18 protein-coding genes and 1 pseudogene are annotated in these 19,305 nt (G+C 59.5%); 9 read left to right on the top strand and 10 right to left on the bottom strand.

Annotated elements, in window-relative coordinates; all coding sequences use genetic code 11:
* Positions 1-69 precede the first annotated feature (69 nt).
* Both NW858_RS12170 and NW858_RS12165 read left to right on the top strand, forming a co-directional pair.
* A complete protein-coding gene (locus NW858_RS12170) occupies positions 70-1,008 on the top strand; it encodes a fused MFS/spermidine synthase (protein ID WP_414520599.1) in 939 nt (312 codons plus the stop codon).
* Positions 1,009-1,108: 100 nt separating this feature from the next.
* Complete coding sequence (locus tag NW858_RS12165; protein WP_414335043.1) at positions 1,109-2,260, top strand: NAD-dependent epimerase/dehydratase family protein; 1,152 nt, start codon at positions 1,109-1,111, stop codon at positions 2,258-2,260.
* Here the strand turns inward: NW858_RS12165 and NW858_RS12160 are convergent.
* The 9 genes from NW858_RS12160 to NW858_RS12120 form a co-directional block, all read right to left on the bottom strand.
* On the bottom strand, positions 2,257-3,168 hold the full coding sequence (locus NW858_RS12160; RefSeq protein WP_414520598.1) for a histone deacetylase: 912 nt from the start codon (positions 3,166-3,168) through the stop codon (positions 2,257-2,259). The genes NW858_RS12165 and NW858_RS12160 overlap by 4 nt on opposite strands.
* A 48-nt stretch (positions 3,169-3,216) precedes the next feature.
* Positions 3,217-3,540, bottom strand: coding sequence for a hypothetical protein (locus tag NW858_RS12155; protein WP_414335041.1), 324 nt, complete (start codon positions 3,538-3,540; stop codon positions 3,217-3,219).
* Positions 3,541-4,042: 502 nt separating this feature from the next.
* Positions 4,043-4,414: a ribosome silencing factor gene (gene rsfS / locus NW858_RS12150; protein ID WP_414335040.1), complete on the bottom strand. Its 372-nt coding sequence runs from the start codon at positions 4,412-4,414 to the stop codon at positions 4,043-4,045.
* Positions 4,415-4,426: 12 nt separating this feature from the next.
* Positions 4,427-5,077 carry a bis(5'-nucleosyl)-tetraphosphatase (symmetrical) YqeK gene (yqeK, locus tag NW858_RS12145; protein ID WP_414335039.1) on the bottom strand — a complete coding sequence of 217 codons (651 nt, stop codon included), beginning with the start codon at positions 5,075-5,077 and terminating at the stop codon, positions 4,427-4,429.
* Positions 5,070-6,881, bottom strand: coding sequence for a translation elongation factor 4 (lepA, locus tag NW858_RS12140; protein WP_414335038.1), 1,812 nt, complete (start codon positions 6,879-6,881; stop codon positions 5,070-5,072). The genes yqeK and lepA overlap by 8 nt, the downstream gene beginning before the upstream one ends.
* Positions 6,882-7,385: 504 nt before the next feature.
* The gene (locus NW858_RS12135; protein ID WP_414335037.1) at positions 7,386-7,910 is read right to left on the bottom strand and encodes an NYN domain-containing protein; all 525 of its coding nucleotides are present in this window, start codon (positions 7,908-7,910) and stop codon (positions 7,386-7,388) included.
* A gap of 149 nt (positions 7,911-8,059) precedes the next feature.
* Positions 8,060-9,046, bottom strand: coding sequence for a glycine--tRNA ligase subunit alpha (glyQ, locus tag NW858_RS12130; RefSeq protein ID WP_414335036.1), 987 nt, complete (start codon positions 9,044-9,046; stop codon positions 8,060-8,062).
* A gap of 45 nt (positions 9,047-9,091) precedes the next feature.
* Positions 9,092-9,859, bottom strand: coding sequence for a peptidase (locus NW858_RS12125; protein WP_414335035.1), 768 nt, complete (start codon positions 9,857-9,859; stop codon positions 9,092-9,094).
* Between the two features lie 45 nt (positions 9,860-9,904).
* A complete protein-coding gene (locus NW858_RS12120; protein ID WP_414335034.1) occupies positions 9,905-11,329 on the bottom strand; it encodes a DUF697 domain-containing protein in 1,425 nt (474 codons plus the stop codon).
* A 189-nt stretch (positions 11,330-11,518) separates the two neighbouring features.
* Here NW858_RS12120 and NW858_RS12115 point away from each other — a divergent pair, with 189 nt between their 5' ends.
* The 5 genes and pseudogenes from NW858_RS12115 to NW858_RS12095 all read left to right on the top strand — a co-directional run bounded on the left by NW858_RS12115 (position 11,519) and on the right by NW858_RS12095 (position 14,528).
* On the top strand, positions 11,519-11,803 hold the full coding sequence (locus NW858_RS12115; RefSeq protein ID WP_414335033.1) for a DUF427 domain-containing protein: 285 nt from the start codon (positions 11,519-11,521) through the stop codon (positions 11,801-11,803).
* Positions 11,804-11,849: 46 nt separating this feature from the next.
* Positions 11,850-12,443, top strand: coding sequence for a TolB family protein (locus NW858_RS12110; protein WP_414335032.1), 594 nt, complete (start codon positions 11,850-11,852; stop codon positions 12,441-12,443).
* 48 nt (positions 12,444-12,491) lie between these two features.
* Positions 12,492-13,676, top strand: a complete 1,185-nt coding sequence (locus NW858_RS12105; RefSeq protein WP_414335031.1) for an LL-diaminopimelate aminotransferase — start codon at positions 12,492-12,494, stop codon at positions 13,674-13,676.
* 347 nt (positions 13,677-14,023) lie between these two features.
* Positions 14,024-14,221: pseudogene (locus NW858_RS12100) on the top strand (RNA-guided endonuclease TnpB family protein); the annotation flags it as partial.
* A gap of 67 nt (positions 14,222-14,288) precedes the next feature.
* Positions 14,289-14,528 (top strand): hypothetical protein, encoded by a 240-nt coding sequence (locus NW858_RS12095; protein WP_414347666.1) that lies wholly within the window; start codon positions 14,289-14,291, stop codon positions 14,526-14,528.
* A gap of 75 nt (positions 14,529-14,603) precedes the next feature.
* Here the strand turns inward: NW858_RS12095 and ilvD are convergent, their stop codons facing one another.
* Positions 14,604-16,301, bottom strand: a complete 1,698-nt coding sequence (gene ilvD / locus NW858_RS12090; protein ID WP_414347678.1) for a dihydroxy-acid dehydratase — start codon at positions 16,299-16,301, stop codon at positions 14,604-14,606.
* Positions 16,302-16,650: 349 nt separating this feature from the next.
* On the opposite strand from ilvD, the gene fbp reads away from it, so the two are divergent.
* Positions 16,651-17,634 (top strand): class 1 fructose-bisphosphatase, encoded by a 984-nt coding sequence (gene fbp / locus NW858_RS12085; RefSeq protein WP_414335561.1) that lies wholly within the window; start codon positions 16,651-16,653, stop codon positions 17,632-17,634.
* Positions 17,635-17,684: 50 nt separating this feature from the next.
* The gene (zwf, locus tag NW858_RS12080) at positions 17,685-19,235 is read left to right on the top strand and encodes a glucose-6-phosphate dehydrogenase (protein ID WP_414520597.1); all 1,551 of its coding nucleotides are present in this window, start codon (positions 17,685-17,687) and stop codon (positions 19,233-19,235) included.
* Positions 19,236-19,305 lie beyond the last annotated feature (70 nt).

Below are 19,305 nucleotides of genomic sequence, written 5' to 3'. Positions count from 1 at the left end.
GAAAATCCCGGCATGGGATCTGGGTATCCCAGAGGTCGGTTCCTATCAACGGTACGGCGAGGTGTGCCGATGGACAGCCCGAGGAGTTTCTTTTGGGTTCAGGAGTACTTGACCCCTTGGGACTACGCCGCCCGTGCAGTCACGCGCATCCTGGCCTACCGCAAAACCCCTTTCCAGGAGATGCTCATCGCCGAGACGGGGGCCTACGGCAAGGGTCTAATGCTGGATGGGCATTGGCAATCCACCACGGTGGATGAGTTTCTGTACCATGAGGCGTTGGTTCACCCGGCCCTGCTGCAGGTCGTCCAGGCGGGTGGGATCCCCCGGCGGGTATTGGTGTTGGGAGGGGCCGAAGGGGCGACGCTGCGGGAGGTGCTGCGTTGGCGCTCGGTGGAGCAGGTGGTGATGGTGGACATCGATGGGGAGGTGGTGGAGGCCTGTCGAGAGCACCTGCCGGAAATGCACCAGGGATCCTTTGAAGATCCGCGTGTGCAGGTCGTGATTGCCGATGCTTTCGACTTTCTCCACCGGACAGAGCCGGTTTGGGATGTCATCCTCTCCGACCTATCGGATCCTGTTGAAGCTGGCCCTGCCTACCGCCTCTTTACCCAGGAGTTTTTCCGCCAGATCCACTCGAAGTTGCGGCCCGCTGGGGCTTTTGTCCTCCAGGCGGGGCCGACGGGACCGGTGGACTTGTGGCAGCACACCCGCATCGTTCACACCCTGAAAACGGTGTTTGCTGCCGTGCAGCCCTACGCCATTTATGCTCCCACCTACGGCGGCCCACTGGGGTTTGCCCTGGCAGCCCAGGATCCCATCTCTTCCAGGCCGGAGCCGGAACAGATCGACCAGATTCTGAGCCAGCAGTTGGATCCCGCTCGAGGGACGCTGCGCTTTCTCGATGGCATCACCCTGCTGGGGCTTTACCAAGTCCCGGCTCACCTGCGCCGCGCCATTGCCGCCGAGACCACGGTTTACACCCTGGATAACCCTCCTCAGGTCGAGTAACCTGTCGGCCCCAATCCGCGATTAAAAATGGGATCCCAGGGTATTTGTCTTCGATGCCATAACTTGGTAGATTCGTGAGCAGCCGAATTTTGCTTCCCTGATGAAAGTCCTGGTTATTGGTGGTGACGGATACTGCGGCTGGGCGACAGCCCTGCACCTGTCTAACAGGGGCTATGAGGTGGCCATTCTCGATTCCTACGTGCGCCGCCTCTGGGATCTGCAACTGGGGGTTTCTACCCTGACGCCCATTGCCCAGCTCGAGCAGCGGGTGGATCGTTGGAAGGGCTTGACCGGCAAAGATATTCCCATTTTCGTTTGCGACGTCACCAACTACGAAGCCTTGATCTCCTGCATGCGCCGCTTCCCGCCGGATGCCATCGTCCACTTTGGCGAGCAGCGCTCTGCCCCCTACTCGATGATCAGCCGCGAACATGCGGTGATGACCCAGGTGAACAACGTGGTGGGCACCCTGAACATCCTCTACGCCATCAAGGAGGAATTTCCCGATTGCCACCTGGTGAAGTTGGGCACCATGGGCGAGTATGGCACCCCCAACATCGACATCGAGGAGGGGTACATCACCATCGAGCACAACGGCCGCAAGGATACCCTGCCCTATCCCAAGCAACCGGGATCCATGTATCACCTCTCCAAAGTGCACGACAGCCACAACATCCACTTCGCCTGCCGCGTCTGGGGCCTGCGGGCCACCGACCTCAATCAAGGAGTGGTGTACGGCGTGTTAACAGAAGAAACCGGCATGGACGAAGTGCTGATCAACCGCCTCGACTACGACGGCGTGTTCGGCACGGCTCTAAACCGCTTTTGCATTCAGGCGGCGGTGGGGCACCCACTGACGGTGTACGGCAAGGGGGGCCAAACCCGTGGCTTCCTGGATATCCGCGACACGGTGCGCTGTGTGGAGCTGGCCATCGCCCATCCCGCCGAGCCGGGTCAGTTCCGGGTGATGAACCAGTTCACGGAGCAATTTAGCGTGGAGCAACTGGCGCTGTTGGTGCAAAAGGCGGGGGCCACCCTGGGTCTGAAGGTGGAGATCAACTACCTGGAGAACCCCCGCGTCGAGCTAGAGGAGCACTACTACAACGCCAAAAATACCAAGCTCCTAGATCTGGGCCTGCAGCCCCACTATCTGTCTGACTCCCTTTTGGATTCGCTGCTCAACTTCGCCCTCAAGTACAAAGACCGGGTGGATGTGCGGCAGATCCTGCCCAAGGTGAAGTGGAAGGGCTAGCTCTCTAGGCAAGCTTGGGCCAGGCTCAGCCAGCCGCGGGCCAGATTCTCCAGGTCATAGCCCCCTTCTAGGCCGAAGACGGTCTTGCGGGTCACCTCCTCCAGGCAGAGGTGAGCCAGGCGGCCAAAGTCTTCCTGCTCCAGCAGCATGCTGGCCAAGGGATCCCCTTTGGCACAGTCAAAGCCCGCGCTCACCAGCAGCAAATCCGGCTGGAAGGCCCGCAAGAAGGGCAAAATCTTCTCATCGAGAGCCTTTTTATAGGCCGACCAGTCTGACCGAGCAGGCAGAGGCACATTGCAGAGGTTGCCGTGGATCCCGGTTTCCTGGGCCAAGCCCGTGCCGGGGTAGAGGGGAAACTGATGGATAGAGGCATAGGCCAGTTGGGGGTGGCGCTCCACCACCGCCTGCGTGCCGTTGCCGTGATGGACATCCCAATCGAAAATCGCCACCCGCCTTACCCCTGGCTGCTCCAGGGCCCAGAGGGCAGCAATGGCGGCGTTGCTGAAGAGGCAAAACCCCATCGCCCGTTCTGGCTCCGCGTGATGCCCCGGCGGGCGACACAGCACCAAAGCCGGCTGAGCTGCGGCCAAAGCCGAAGCGGAAGCGGCAAGCCAGGCTCCCACCGCCAAGCGCGCCGCCTCGAAGCTTGCTGCGGAAACGGAAGTATCTGCGTCGATGCGTCCCCCGCCCCTCGCGGCCAACTCGGCCACCCGTTGAATGTGCCAGCGCGGGTGAACCCGCTCCAACTCGGCCAGATCGGCCAAGGGGGGATCCCGCCATTCCAGATGCTCGGCGAAAGAGGCGCTGCGCAGCGCCTTGACAATGGCCTGCAGGCGAGCTGGGCGCTCGGGATGAAAGGGGCCGGTATCGTGGCGAAGAAAGGTCTCTGAATAGTAGACGGGCAACATACCAGGGCGAGGCAATGTTCTCGCAGTCTAGCCTAAGCCCGTGCTCCTCTACCCGTAAAAAGCTTCCGACATGGATCCCGCATAGGGGTCAACGCCAAAAGAAGCTTGTTGCAGCTTCTGCTTGACCACATCCCGCACCACTGAGCGGAGCAATTCCAGCTCAGAGGGGTTGAGCTGATCGTGGCTGGGACACTCATCGGGAGCCAGCCACATGTAGACAGCAGGAACGCGGTTTAGGATCTGCTGCATCATCGCTTCCCGCTCCTTGGCGTCATGAAACACCTGCTGATGGGGATGCTCGGTACAGAGGTAATTTTCCAGCTCTCCTAGGGCCAGATACTCAACGATATTAACCAACATCTTTTCCATCATGATCAACGTCCCTCCTAAAAATCCCTGTCACTCTTAAAACAGGTATTAAACAAAGCGTGTGTAAGATCTCTTCTGCGGCTAAGCCTTTCCATCTCTATTTACCTCGTTCGTCTTCCCGCTTGCCGCTAAAAGCAGCCAACAGGAACCATCAGAAACCTTGAAGATCGCTTCGCTGGCATCCGGCACCAACGAAAAATTATCGAGCTTCCGAGGAGAGCAGGGTACAGTATTTAACAAAGACTATAGAAGCTCAGCCACAGTGAGAAAGAAGATCTCACTCAACCACTCCTCGCCCACCACGCTAGCATACGACTATGTGAAAAATTATGGGAATATCAAGGAACTTACATATTTTTTGACAATTGGCTAACTTAGCGCTCCAAAGCCGGCTTGGAATACTGCTGAGACAAGTGCTGAGAGGCCAGACAGGTGACTGCTGGCCCCAGCTACGGGCTCCGCAAAGCCGTTGCAGCTTAGGGATCTGAACTCAGAAACAATGAGGCTAGCCCGCCAATGGTAAATCAACTCGCTGGGCCTGGATCCAGAAAGATTCTAGGTCATAGTAGTTTCTTTCCTCTTGCAAGAGCACATGGACGATGAGATCCGCATAGTCGATCAGAATCCAGGAGCCTGAGTCTTGGCCTTCGATGCGGCGCGGAGCTTGTTGCCACTTCTCCCAAAGATTTTCCTCAATTGCCCGGGCAATGGCGCGAACCTGTGTAAGCGAATAGCCGCTGATCAAAAGGAAGTAGTCTGCCAGTGTGGAAATCTGGGACACATCCAGCAGAACAATGTCGCCACCTTTTTTTTCTTCCGCCGCGCGAGCTGCGCTCAACGCCATGCGATAGATGGGATCCCCGGCAGGGGCAGGCATAAGCTGTAGCAACTAAAACCCTCCCGAAACGACTGAGTTGCCTTGGAACATAACCTTCTCTAAATCCTTTCTATCTAAAGGATGCAACAGAAAATGATTCCGAGTCATGAGGGTGCGCGGATGAATCACCTGATTCCGATCTAGCAAAAATTTTAGGCTCAAGTCACAGACTCCCACCACGGTTTTAGACAAATCTACAAAAGCCATCTGCCGCAACCGCTCCAATTCTGGGCTGCTGCCCCGATTCGGCTCCAGAGCATCGGCTACAAAAACCACACAACTCAGCGGATCCATGCCGGGCCGCCCCAGGGTGTGGTTGGCAATGGCCGCCAAAATCTCTGCATCCTGTACCTGAAACTGCTCCCGTGCCAGCAGGGATCCCACCTCGGCGTGGAGAATGTGGGGTTCGGCCCGCTCGATCTCGTCCAGCTCCCGTTCCTGAGCCACCCTTTGCAACAGTTGCTCCGGCGGGAAGGACTTGGCCAGGTCGTGCATCAACCCTGCCCAAGCAGCTTTTTGCTCGTCCAGCCCATAGTGGGCCGCCAGTTGCCGGGCCATTGCCTCTACCCCCAAGATATGGCGAAGGCGAGGGGGCGGCACCTGACGCTGTAGCCAGGCCAACACCTCCTCCCGCTGCAGTTGAGCGCCGCTCACCCTAGTCATTTTGCAACTTCAGCACCGCCATAAATGCTTCTTGGGGCACATCCACCGTTCCCACTGCCTTCATGCGTTTTTTCCCCTCTTTTTGCTTTTCCAAAAGCTTGCGTTTGCGGGTCACATCTCCTCCGTAGCACTTGGCCAAGACATTTTTGCGCAGGGCCGGTATGGTTTCACGAGCAATCACTTTGGAGCCGATCGCCGCCTGAATGGGCACTTCAAATTGATGGCGGGGGATCAGCTCCCGCAACTTGGCAACCAGGGAACGGCCTACATAAAAAGCTTTGTCCCGATGCACAATAGTGGATAAAGAATCCACCACCTCGCCGTTAATCAAAATGTCCAAGCGCACCAGATCATCCGCACGATAACCCACCATTTGGTAGTCCATGCTGGCGTAGCCACGGGTGCGCGATTTCAATTGATCGAAAAAGTCGGTGACCACTTCTGCCAGCGGTAGCTCATATACAAGCGTAGTTCGACCCTGCGCCAGATATTTCATGTCCTTAAAGGTGCCGCGTTTGGTCTCGCACAGCTCCATCACGGTACCGACAAATTCCTCAGGAAGAATCACCTCTACCCTCACAATCGGCTCCTCAATGCTGGTGCGCTCGTTGGGGGAAGGCAGCTTGCTGGGATTGTCTACCCGAATCACAGAGCCGTTGTTGAGGGTAACTTGGTACACCACCGTCGGAGCTGTAATCACCAAATCGAGGTTGTACTCCCGTTCTAGGCGCTCCTGAACCACCTCCATGTGCAGCAGGCCCAGAAAACCACAGCGGAAGCCAAAGCCCATGGCAGGGGAAACTTCCGGCTCAAAGTAGAGAGCAGCATCGTTGAGCTTGAGTTTTTCCAGAGCTTCTTTGAGTTCGGCGTATTGATCGGAGCTGCTGGGGAAGAGGCCACAAAACACCATCGGCTTGGCTTCTTTGTAGCCGGGCAGAGGTTCAGAGGCCTTGCGATGGACAAGCGTAATGGTATCCCCAACACGGGCGTGTTCCACGCTCTTGATGGCAGCGGCCACGTAGCCCACCTCGCCCGCATGCAGGGCCTCGACCGGCTCTTGATGGGGGCGCATCACCCCCAGCTCGGTAATCTCGTATTCTCGGCCAGAGGCCATGAAGCAAATCTTGTCTCCCGTCTTCACCTCCCCATCCATGATGCGCACATAGACGATCACACCGCGGTAGGAGTCGTAGTAGCTATCGAAAATCAAAGCCCGCAAGGGATCCGCCACCGTATCCCGTGGCGGGGGCACCCGCTGTACAATAGCCTCTAGGATCTCTTGGATGCCGATGCCCATTTTGGCAGAAGCCAAGATCGCTCCGCTGCAATCGAGGCCGATTACCTGCTCGATCTCAGCGATCACCCGCTCCGGCTCCGCCCCCGGCAGGTCAATTTTGTTGATCACCGGGATGATCTCTAGGTTGTTCTCTAGGGCCAGATAGACGTTGGCCAGGGTCTGCGCTTCCACACCTTGAGAGGCATCCACCACCAGCAGCGCCCCTTCGCAGGCTGCCAGGGAGCGGGAGACTTCGTAGGTAAAGTCCACATGCCCCGGCGTGTCGATGAGGTTGAGCACATAGTTCTGGCCGTCTTGGGCGCGGTAGTTCATGCGGGCCGCCTGCAGCTTGATGGTGATGCCCCGTTCCCGCTCCAGTTCCATGTTGTCCAACAGTTGCGGCTTCATCTCGCGAGCTGAAACGGTGCCGGTTTCTTGCAAGAGCCGGTCGGCCAGGGTGGATTTGCCGTGGTCGATGTGGGCGATGATGGAAAAGTTGCGAATGCGGGAGACGGGAACGTCGGTCATAAGAACCTGTCAGGGCAAAGATTTTTTACAATGCTAGCCTCTTTGGCCCTCTGCCCAGGCCAAGGTTGTCCAGAAGTTAACCGGCAAGGAGGAAGATAGAGTCGTTTCAAACAAGACGAAGACACTTTGCCGCCGACCCGCCCTCACCCCCGGCCCCTCTCCCGGCCCTCACCCCCGGCCCCTCTCCCAGAGGGAGAGGGGAGTTAGAGCGACAGCATTGCGTAGCAATAACGAGGTGGAGAAGTGTTTCATTGCTATTTGATAATGACTATAACAACCCTTCTGACGGTTGCCAGAGCAACTTAAAGTGGCTGGGACAGCTTTTCCCGGCAACGCCGACTATGGTCGGCGTAACGGATGGGTCGCTCGCGTGGCAGCAATCTTACTCAGCAGACTTCCCCTCAAGGTGGAGAAACCAGAAGGAACTCAGATGAGTTGTGGCAACTCCGCCAGGGAGCTGTGGGGCCGGCTCGACAGCAGAGGGATCGGCCCAAAATCTCGGCCTTACTTGTCTAGCTTCTCGATGTAGGGGCGAATGTCGTTGAGGTCGATGTAGCGGTCGGTGGCGTTGCGCAGCTCGCGAGCGATCATCCCTTCGGTGGAGACGACCGTAATCAGAGTGTTTTTGGAGCGCAACAGCTCGACGGCCCGCTCAAAATCGCCATCGCCGCTAAACAAAACGATCCTGTCGTATTGCCCAACGGTGTTGAACATATCGATAACGATCTCGATATCCAGGTTGGCCTTCTGGGAGTAGCGGCCGGAGTCTTCGTCTCGATATTCTTTGAGGATCTTGGTGCGTACGGTGAAGCCCAAGCTGATCAGAGCATCTCGAAAAGCCCTTTGATCGTTGGGATCCTTGATGCCGGTGTACCAAAATGCGTTGACTAGCTCGACATTGGGCTGTGACCTAACAAAATAATCCAAGACTCGGCGCGGGTCGAAAAACCAGCCATTTTTTTGTTGGGCATAAAACATATTGTTCCCATCGATAAAGATGGAAACCCGCGTGACGGGATGGCGAAACATAAAGATTTTTCCGGGAATATAGGGTGGACTGGTCAGGAAAAGAGGGTGAAAACGAGAGTGTCGATTATCCTAAGGTAAGGGGTGGCTATGGCAGGCCAGCGCCTGCTGATACCAATCTCTCATCATAGCGAAAACAGGGATCTTTTTCCCTAGCTATTAGCCCAGGCGCCTTTGGAGATCAGGGTGGGTTCCGTCTGCCCTAGGGCATAGCTGGAGCCGGGTCGATCCGCTTGGCTGACATATAGCTCCGCCAATTGTCGGGCCAGGTTGCGGATGCGCCCAATGTAGAGGGTGCGCTCGGCTACGGCAATGACGCCGCGGGCATCGAGCAGGTTAAAGGTGTGGGAGCACTTGAGCACATAGTCGTAGGCGGGCAGGAGCAGAGACACAGCCAACCGATCCGGCAACAGTTGTTTCTGCAGCTTCTGGTGTGTGGTTTCGATCAAGCGCTTAGCCTCGGCTTCGTAGAGGCGGAACAATTCCAGCAGCATTTCAGGGTCGGAATACTCGAAGTTGTAGTAGGACTGCTCCACCTCGTTTTGGAAATAGATTTGTCCATAGGTAATCCGGCCCAGGGAAGGGTGCTCATTCCAGCAGAGATCGAAAACCGAATCTACCCCCTGCAGGTACATGGCCAGGCGCTCTAGCCCATAGGTAATTTCTACAGAAACCGGGCGACAATCCTGCCCGCCCACCTGTTGAAAGTAGGTGAACTGGGTAACTTCCATGCCGTCCAGCCACACTTCCCAGCCCACACCCCAAGCCCCCAAGGTGGGAGATTCCCAATCATCTTCCACAAAGCGAATGTCGTGCTCTGCCGGGTTGATGCCCAGAGCTTGTAGGCTATCTAGGTACACATCTTGGATGTTGTCGGGGGAGGGTTTGATCAGCACTTGGTATTGAAAATAATGCTGCAGGCGGTTGGGGTTTTGGCCGTAGCGCCCATCGGTGGGGCGGCGACAAGGTTCGACATAGGCCACCCGCCAGGGATCTGGCCCCAGGGCGCGCAAAAACGTGTGGGGGCTCATGGTGCCGGCGCCTTTTTCCAGGTCGTAGGGTTGCAGGATGAGGCAGCCTTGTTCCCCCCAAAACTGCTGCAGGCGAAAGATCAAGTCCTGAAAGGTGTGGGCTGACATGACAAGGGCTGGGCAAAGCTACCCTATCCTACCAATCTCCCCCGCTCAGTCGATCAGCTCTTCTTCTCGATCGGCTGAATCTGAGTAGTCCCACTCGATGGGGGGCATTTGGTCGAAGGCTTGTTTGAGGGCGCTCTCCCAGAGCTTGCGCATCTTGGCCAGGTAGGGATCCCCGGTGCGCAGGCGCAGGCGGTGGGTAACTTTGAACTGATTGGCCGGCACCATCACCAGGTCGATGGGGGGGCCGACGGAGATGTTGGACTTCATGGTGGAGTCGATGGAGAGGAGAGCGCATTTGGCCGCATCCTGCAGCGAGGTTTCGTAGGAGAGGGTGCGATCCAGGATGGGCTTGCCGTATTTGGTTTCCCCCACTTGCAAAAAAGGCGTTTCTGGGGTGGCTTGAATGCAATTGCCCTGGCTGTAGATCAAAAAAAGGGCCGGCTCCTCGCCGCGGATTTGTCCTCCCAGCAACAGGCTGCACTGGGCGTCGATGCCGTCTTTTTCCAACCAGGGTCGGTCTTGCTCTTGGATGTAACGAATTTTGGATCCCAGGTAGCGGGCCACGTCGTAGAGATGGGGAAACGTGTGAAGATTCGCACTTTCCTGCTGTCGCAGATCCCGCTGCACTTCCGTTAAAACGCTCTGGGTAATAGACAGGTTGCCAGAGGTGCAAATTAAGATTACCCGTTCTTCGGGCAAGGAAAAATCGAACAGCTTCTGATAGGTGGAGACATAGTCCACCCCGGCGTTGGTGCGGGAATCTGCTGCCATCACCAAGCCAAAACGGGTGAGGATGCCAAGGCAGTAGGTCATGGGAACGATTGGCTCGGCCTTCTGATTGTAGAGGGTTGTAGAGGGTCAGGAGAGAGCGAATCCAATTTTGTGGCGGATTTCCTCCCGCAGGCGGGCGGTGATCGAGGCTTCGTCCAAATCGGCCAAAATCTGGGCTATGGCGGCTTTGGGCCCCTCCGGCCCCCAACTGGCTCCCTGGGCCAGGTAGCGACGGGCCGCCTCCCCGATGGCGTAGCAGGAAAACCCGGCCAACACCGCCTGGGTCAGGGCCACCGAACCGTAGGCCCCCAGAGAGAGTCCCCCAGCAAAGGGCAGGGATCCCCCCAGCAAGGTTTTCAGGGATCCCAGGCCCAACAGCGCCACCCATTCTCCTGCCCCCAGGCTGAGCATGCTGAGGACGATCTTCTGCAGCAGTTGGGCGGCTCCCGCGCTGCTCATGGGCCAGCCATACAGGCGGGACAGGCGCAGGATCAGGGTGACATCCAGAGCCAGCCCTCCCAGAGTATCCAGCAGGGTAATGGGGTTGAGGGCAACCGCCAGCGCTTTGGTGCGGGCAGCGGCGGCGATGAGATCTTGGGCCTGCTGGGCGCGGCTTTGCAGCTTGCGCTCGATCACCTGTTGGTTGACGCGATCGGCAAACAGGAGGGCATTCAAGGCCAGCAGTGAGCGCCCCTCCCGATGCAGGACTTCCAGGATTTTCAGGCGCAGCTCGTCCACCTGCGGGGATCCCACTTCCAGTTGGGCGCCGAAGCTCCCGTCCGGCCTTTGCACCAGGCGAGGCACGCGCGGGGAGGCCGCCACCATGACAATTTCGTTGGGGGAAAGGAGCTGCCGTACCCGTTCGTTGCGGATCTTGTCGTAAATGGCCTGGCGATCCGCCTCTGGGTACTGGTCGATCTTGTTGAAGACCAGCAGCATGGGCTTGCCCGCCTCCCGCAGGGCCGCCAGGGCCTCAAACTCCACCCGCGTCAGATCCCCACAGACGACAAACAGGATCAGATCCGACCGCTGCGCCACCTCTTGGGCCAGCCGCGCCCGCTCCTCGCCGTCCACCTCATCGAGGCCAGGGGTGTCGATCAGCTCCAGACGGGATCCCTGCCAGTGGGTAACCTGTACCGATTGAATGGCTGGCGGGGGAAGTTGGGATCCCCGGGCCGGGGCGGCTGGGGCCTTGGGGCGGGTTTCCCAACTGATGTTCCAAACGGCAGCTCGATGGGTACGGGTGACGCCGTGGGTTGGCCCCGTCTCGAACACCGGCTCGCCCAACAGGGCATTGAGCAGGGAGGACTTGCCCCGCCCCACCAGGCCAAAGGCGGCGATGTGGATCACCTCAGTCTCCAGCTTGTCCAGCAGCGTTTGCAGATCCTCTAACTCCCCTTCTAGGCCCGCGATCTCTTGGGGGTGCAGATCCAGTTGGGCCACCCACTGGCGCAGGCTGCGCTTGGCTTGCTGGTAGTTGAGGTCATCTTCTAGGGTGTTGCGGCGAGCCATGGCCGTAGCGCTCAATAGCAGTGGAGAATAGCCCAGCAGGAGCGGGTGTCAACCCTCAACGACAACGATCAACGACAGGCAGAAAAGCTAATCTCAAAGAAAGGCAGTTGGCCTTGCCGAGATCTGCAACTTCAAAAATAACGTTAAAACTAACGTTGAGAACCGAGAGTTCGCGACAGGAGGTTTTTCATGCCCAGGGCCATCTGGAACGGGGTGGTGGTGGCGGAGACCGACCGCTACGAAACCGTGGAAGGCAACATCTATTTTCCGCCGGAATCTTTGCGGCGGGAATACTTTCAGCCCAGCCCCACCCACACCACCTGCCCTTGGAAGGGGCAAGCCAGCTACTACACCCTCGTGGTCAACGGCCAGGAGAACAAAGACGCCGCCTGGTACTACCCCGATCCCAAGCCAGCTGCAGCCAATATCCGCGGCTACGTGGCCTTCTGGAAGGGCGTCAAGGTAGAACCCTAGCCGTTTGCCGGCTAGGTATGATGGAAAAAATCGGAGAGGCAAGGCAATGCTGACCAAGGGCCGGATCCCGTTCAGGCTGACCTGCTGGGCAAAAAAATTGTGTTGGGCCGGATTGAGCCTGGTGCTGTTGGGCTGCAGCCCAGCAGGCTTGCGCACGCCGCGCCCCACCCTGGCCGGCAGCGGCCTCAACAGCATTTTCCCCGATGGGGAGCCTGCTTTCAGTGGCGATGGTCGCTACCTGGTGTTTTCCTCTGCCCGCAGCGGCAGCCAGGATATTTTTCTCTACGACACGGTGGAACAGCGGCTGGTGGACTTGCCCGGTCTGAATTCCAGCGATGTGGCCGCCACCTCGCCCGACATCAGCGCCGACGGTCGCTACATCGTCTATATGTCCAATGCGCTGGGCAAGTCGGAGATCTTTCTCTACGACCGGCAAACCCGCCGCGTCGAAAACATCAGCAGCCGGGTGCCGGGGGATGTGCGCAACCCCACCATCAGCGGCGATGGCCGCTTTATCGCCTTTGAAAGCAACGGTCGCGGCCAGTGGCACATCGAGATCTTTGACCGCGGCCCGGCGGCGGCCACACGGCCCTCTGCCCCCAGCTCCTCCACTGCCGGCAACAATCCCAACAATCCCTAAAGAGATCCCGCTGTTTGGATGACGCCCTAGCCACCCTGGATCTGCCCCATGCCCACTGCCTTTGCCCAACGACTGGAGCTGCTGCACTCTAATGTCTTCGACCAGCTAGACCAGGCCAAGTGGGAGGCGCGTCGGTCGGGCTTGGATGTCATCGACCTTTCTTTGGGCTCCTCAGATCTGCCCCCGCCTCCGGAAGCGCTGGCAGCCATTCAATCCGCTTTGTCGGATCCCGCCACCTACGGCTACACCCTGTTCCACGACACCGCCGATTTCCGCGCCGCCTGCGCCAAGTGGTACCTGAGGAAGTTCGGCCTGGGGATCGACCCAGAAACCGAGGTGCTGCCGCTGATCGGATCCCAGCAGGGAACGGCCCTTCTACCGCTGGCCTTGCTCAATCCCGGGGATATTGCTTTGGTCACCGACCCCGGCTACCCCTCCCACGTGGGCGGGATCCATCTGGCGGGAGGGATCCCTTACTATTTGCCCCTGCGGGCGAAAAACCGCTTCCTGCCCCAGTGGGACGAGATCCCGGTGGAGGTCTGTCGTCGGGCGCGGCTGTTGGTGCTGAGCTATCCCCACAACCCCACCACCGCCACTGTCACCCCAGAGTTTTGGCAGGAAGCGCTGCAATTTTGTCGGCAGCACGATATCTTCCTGGCCCATGACTTTCCCTATGTGGACTGGCGTTTCGACGGCCAGGTGGCTCCCTCGGCGCTGCTGGCGGATCCAGACAAGACCCGCACCATCGAGTTCTTTTCCCTCTCTAAGTCCTATCACATGGGGGGGTTCCGGGTGGCCTATGCCATCGGCAGCCGCGAGCTGATCCGAGCTTTGCGCCTGGTGAAGTCCACCATCGACTTCCACCCCTACCAGGGCATTCTGCGGGGGGCAGCGGCGGCCTTGGCGGCTCCCGATAGCTTCTTGGATCACTGGCGGCAGGTGTACCGCCAGCGGCGGGATATCGCGGTGGCAGCCTTGCACCGCATCGGCTGGCCCGTGCCCCTGCCGGAGGCCACCATGTACCTGTGGGCGCCTTTGCCGGAGTCCTACCGTGGTTCCTCAGCCCAGTTTTGTCTGGACTTGGTGAGGGCTACCGGCGTTGCCCTGTCGCCGGGCTCTGGCTTTGGCCCCAGTGGCGAAGGCTATGTCCGCTTTGCCCTGGTGGCGGAGGGATCCCGGCTGGAGGAAGCAATAGGTCGGATTGGGGAGTTTTTGTCCCAGTGCATGTCTTAAGCTTGAAATGCCCTCACCCCCGGCTCTTTTCTCAGAGGGAGCCAGCCCTCACCCCTAACCCCTCTCCCTCTGGGAGAGGGAAGTTAGAGCAGCGCGTTCGCAACAGCGTTACGTAGCAACAACAATGTGACGAACCGTCTCATTGCTATTTGAAATGACCGTAAAATAACAGCCGCAGCTTTTTCGAGTTTCATCTGAATGCGCGGGATACCCCACTCGGGTGGGAAAGGATAGCGCCCAATATACTTACTATGACCCAAGTTCTGACTATCTCTTGCAAGCTCAAGGTATCTGCGTCGCAAGCCACAAAGTTGGATGCGACCAGGGCCTACGGCCCGCTGGCGCGAACAGAGGGGGACAACTGGAATGGACAGCAGTTGAACCAGGTAAGAGACCACTACTCCCGCTTGAGAGCGGTTCTGCAACGCAAGGCCGGTAAGGGCACACGCAGTTCTCGGCGTCGATGCCGGGAGCTGTTGCAACGGCTGTCTGGCAGGGAGAGACGCTTTCAAGTTTGGGTAAACCACTGCATCTCCACTCGCATCAGCGGCGCGTAGCGCTAAAACCCCACCCGCCTATGCGGTGGGGTAGTTTATTCGCTCTGACCGCATCTTGATCTCCCCACCTCTTTTTTATCAGGATGAACTGCGCTGCCGCTTGATCATCACCCTCAACATGTTACGAGTTGTGCAACATGTCTGCGAGGCGGTGCGGCAGGAGAACACCGAACTAGAACGGGTGAAGCAGCGCTATCTGGACGAGTGGACGCAAGCCGTCAATGCCCATGGCGCGTTCGGTCGCTGGCGGTGGAAGGTGGCACGTCACCCGGTCGAGATACGAGACGTTCTCTAACTCCCCTCTCCCACTGGGAGAGGGGTTGGGGGTGAGGGCTGGCTCCCACTGGGAGAGGGGTTGGGGGTGAGGGATCTAATCCCACAAGTTCAAATCGGTCACCGCCCCCAGGCTGCTGCTGGAGACCAGCTTGGCGTACTTGGCCAGGGTGCCCCGTTTGTAGCGGGGCTCAGGCGGAGACCAGCGGGCGCGGCGGCGGGCCAGCTCCTCTTCGCTGACATGCAGGTGCAACAGGCGAGCCGGCGCATCGATGGTGATCAGATCTCCTTCTTCCACCAGGGCAATCGTGCCCCCCACATAGGCTTCGGGAGCCACATGGCCCACCACCATGCCGTAGGTACCACCAGAGAAGCGGCCATCGGTAATCAGCCCCACGCTATCTCCCAAGCCGGCGCCGATGATGGCGGACGTGGGCGAGAGCATCTCCCGCATGCCGGGGCCACCCTTGGGGCCTTCGTAGCGGATCACCACTACGTCCCCTGGTCGAATTTGGCCAGCAAGGATAGCCTGCAGACAGGACTCCTCCGAGTCAAAGACCCGCGCCGGCCCCGTGATCTTGGGAGTCTTGACGCCGCTAATCTTGGCCACTGCCCCTTCTGTGGCCAGGTTGCCTTTGAGAATGGCCAGGTGCCCTTGGGGGTAGAGGGGGCTGTGCCAGGGGCGGATGACCTCTTGGTCAGGGCTGGGCTCGTCCGGCACATCCCGCAGGACTTCGGCAATCGTCTGGCCAGAGATGGTGAGGCAGTCCCCGTGCAGCAGGCCGTGGTTGAGCAGGATCTTCATTACTTGCGGGATCCCGCCGGCCCGGTGCAGATCGGTGGCAACAAAGCGGCCCGAAGGCTTAAGGTCGCAAAGGACGGGCACGCGGGCGCGGATGGTCTCAAAGTCATCCAACGTCAGGGGCACCTCCGCGGCGTGGGCAATGGCCAAAAAGTGGAGCACGGCGTTGGTGGATCCCCCTACGGCCATGATGACGGAGATGGCGTTCTCAATGCTCTGGCGAGTGATGATGTCACGGGGCCGAATGTTGGCCTTGATGGCCTCGGCCAAGACCTTGGCCGATTGGGCAGCGCTTTCGGCTTTTTCTTCGTCCTCTGCCGCCATGGTAGAGGAATAGGGCAGGCTCATGCCCATGGCCTCAAAGGCGCTGGACATGGTGTTGGCGGTGTACATGCCGCCACAGGATCCGGCACCGGGGCAGGCGTGGCGCTCCACCGCCAGCAGCTCTTCCTCGGAGATGCGACCGGCGCTGTACTCCCCTACCGCTTCAAAGGCGCTGACAATGGTGAGGTCACGGCCATTGTAATGCCCCGGCTTGATGGTGCCACCATAGACAAAGATGGAAGGCACGTTGAGGCGGGCCATGGCAATCATCGCCCCCGGCATGTTTTTGTCGCAGCCACCGATGGCCAAGAGACCATCCATACTCTGGCCGTTGACCACCGTCTCGATGGAATCGGCAATCACCTCCCGCGACACGAGGGAGTACTTCATGCCCTCGGTGCCCATGGAAATGCCGTCGCTGATGGTAATGGTGCCGAAGATCTGAGGCATGCAGCCGGCCTCCCGCAGGGCGGCTTCGGCTCGCTCGGCCAGGGCTTGGATGCCGATGTTGCAGGGGGTAATGGTGCTGTGGGCGTTGGCGATGCCGACGATGGGCTTGCCGAAGTCCTCATCGCGAAAGCCCACCGCCCTGAGCATGGCGCGGTTGGGGGAGCGCTGCACCCCCTGGGTGACCACTTGGCTGCGCAGCGGAAAAGGAGAGTTGGCCATCATTGGCAAGAAGAAACCGAGAAAAGTGAGCAGGGAAAAGAATGGGTAGAACTCATCCTACCGCTTTTCCCAAAGGCAACCGTAACCCTCCTGGCAAGAGGGATCCGACCAAATCTGAAGCAACTCTGTAAGTTCTCGGCACCTGCGCCGAGAATCGGCCAGCCTACCTAGTAAAGGGGATCCCAAATTCCAATCGCGTCAGTGGGACGCAGTCCTTGCCCGCCGGTTCGAGATACAGAAGCTAGGGATCTCTTGTTCCGGCGTTTCCTCTTAGGTGTCAGTGAAGCCGCATATGATTCTCAGCTCTCCTCCCTCCCCAGCCGCCGTGCCCAGCAGCGCCGAACGGGAGATGGCGCGGGATGTGCTCACCCTCTCCCGCCATGTCTTGCAGCAGTTTGGCAGCTTTACTGCCGAGGCCCAGGACTTCAGCGCCCTGATGAACCGCATCGCCCTGGCCGGCAAGATGATCGCCCGCCGCCTCAGCCAGGCAGGGCTGATCGAGGGGACGCTGGGGGTGACCGGCAGCGTCAATGTCCAAGGGGAAGAACAGCAACAGATGGACGACTATGCCAACCGGGCCTTCATCCGCGCCTTGGAGCAGACGGGCCTGGTGTGTCGGCTGGTGTCGGAAGAGATGAAAACGCCGGCCCGCCTGCCGGAAAACTGCTCCCTCAGCCGCTTGGCCCTGGTGATCGATCCCTTGGATGGATCTTCCAACATTGACGCCAACCTCAGCGTCGGCTCGATTTTCTCTGTCCTTCATCCTCTAGAGGATCGTCCGGAAGCAGACAACCAAGATCTCCTGCAGCCGGGCCGTCGCCAACTGGCCGCCGGCTACATCCTCTACGGCCCCAGCACCCAACTGGTCTATTCCGTCGGCAAGGGGGTACACAGTTTTACCCTGGATCCCAGCTTGGGCGAGTTCATCCTCTCCAAGAGCGATATTCGCATTCCCGAACGCGGCTCCGTCTACAGCCTTAACGAGGGCTACTTCTGCCAGTGGAGCGAAGGGATCCAGAACTATGTCCGCTACGTCCACCGCCACGATGGCTACACCTCCCGCTACAGCGGCGCTCTGGTGGCGGATTTTCACCGCATCCTTCTCCAGGGCGGGGTGTATCTCTATCCGGGCACCCAGAAAAAACCAGAGGGCAAGCTGCGGCTGATGTACGAGGCCAACCCGCTGGCGTTTTTAGTTGAGCAGGCGGGGGGCGTAGCCACCACCGGCAGCGAGGCTATCCTGGACATCGTGCCCCAATCCCTGCACCAACGGGTGCCTTTGATTATCGGCAGCCGCGAGAATGTGGAAGAAGTGTTGCGCTGCCTTCGCTGACCTCCTAGCCCCTCTTCCCTGACCCCGCCCACGCAAGCCGAGCCGACTCTATGGTGACCCTGGCTGAAAACCCCCTGCGCGTTGGCCTCAACCAAGAGCGCGTTCCGGATCCCTGTATCCTGGTACAGTTTGGCGCTTCCGGGGATCTGGCGGCCCGCAAGCTGATCCCGGCCTACTACCGGCTATTCGTGCAGCGACGGCTGCCGCCGGAGTTTACCTTGGTGGGAGTGGCCCGGCGCGACTGGAGCCACGAGATCTATCGGGACAAGATGCGGGCGGCCCTGGAAGAATTTGCCCCCCAAGATCTGGGGCCAGAAGCCCTCTGGCAAGACTTTGCCCGCCGCCTGTTCTACTGTCGCCTTGATCTTGGCGATGCCGAGGGCTACCTGCGTCTCAAGCAATTCCTCGGCCAACTGGATGAGGAGCGGGGCACCCGCGGCAACCGGGTGTTTTATCTGGCAGTGGCGCCGGACTTCTACGCCCAGGCCATCCAACAGTTGGGGGCAGCCGGGATGTTGGCTGACCCGGCCAAAACGCGGGTGGTGATTGAAAAGCCCTTTGGCCACGACCTCACCTCGGCCCAGGAGCTGAACCGCATCGTGCAGCGGATTTGCCAGGAAGAGCAGGTCTACCGCATCGACCACTACCTGGGCAAGGAGACGGTGCAAAACCTGCTGGTCTTCCGCTTTGCCAACACCATCTTTGAGCCCCTCTGGAACCGCAACTACATCGACCATGTGCAGATTACTGTGGCGGAAACGGTGGGGGTGGAGGATCGGGCTGGCTACTACGACGCTGCCGGTGCTCTGCGGGACATGGTGCAGAACCACCTGATGCAGATCTACTGCCTCACTGCTATGGAGCCACCTGTCTCATTACGCGGCGACGGGGTACGCAACGAAAAGACCAAGGTGCTGCAGGCTACCCGCCTGGCGGATCTGCGCAATGTAGCCGCGGCAGCGGTGCGAGCCCAGTACGGCCCCGGCTGGATTGCCGGCAAGCCGGTGCCAGGCTATCGCCAAGAGCCCAATGTCAACCCCAACTCGCAAACCCCCACTTACGTGGCCCTGAAATTGGAATGCGACACTTGGCGGTGGCAGGGAGTGCCCTTTTACCTGCGCACCGGCAAACGCTTGGCCAAGAAGGTCTCCGAGGTGGCCATCTACTTTAAGCAGGTGCCGCTCTCTCTTTTTCCTTCGGCAGCCCGGGAGGTGAGCCCCAACATTCTGGTGCTGCGCATCCAGCCCAACGAGGGCATCTCCCTGCGCTTTGAGGCCAAGATGCCGGGGCCGGAGATCCGCACCCGCTCGGTGGAAATGGATTTTCGCTATGGAACTGCCTTTGGGTCGAGCACCCCGGATGCCTACGAGCGCCTGCTGTTGGACTGCCTGCTGGGGGATCCCACCCTATTTACCCGCGCCGACGAGGTGGAAGCCGCCTGGCGGGTGGTGACGCCGGTGTTGTCGGCCTGGGAAGCCCAGCCCGAAGGCAATGGCGGCAGTGCCGCGCCGCCCCTGCTCACCTACGAGGCCGGCACCTGGGGGCCCAAGGCCGCTGAAGACTTGCTGGCCCAGTCGGGGCGGCGGTGGCGACGTCTCTAGTTTGTTTGAATCGCTGCCCTCACCCCCGGCCCCTCTCCCAAAGGGACGGCCCTCACCCCCGGCCCCTCTC

Origin of the sequence: Synechococcus sp. H55.10 (assembly GCF_047502715.1) — a bacterium.
Taxonomy (GTDB): domain Bacteria; phylum Cyanobacteriota; class Cyanobacteriia; order Thermostichales; family Thermostichaceae; genus Thermostichus.
This window is presented reverse-complemented; position numbering and strand designations above follow the sequence as displayed.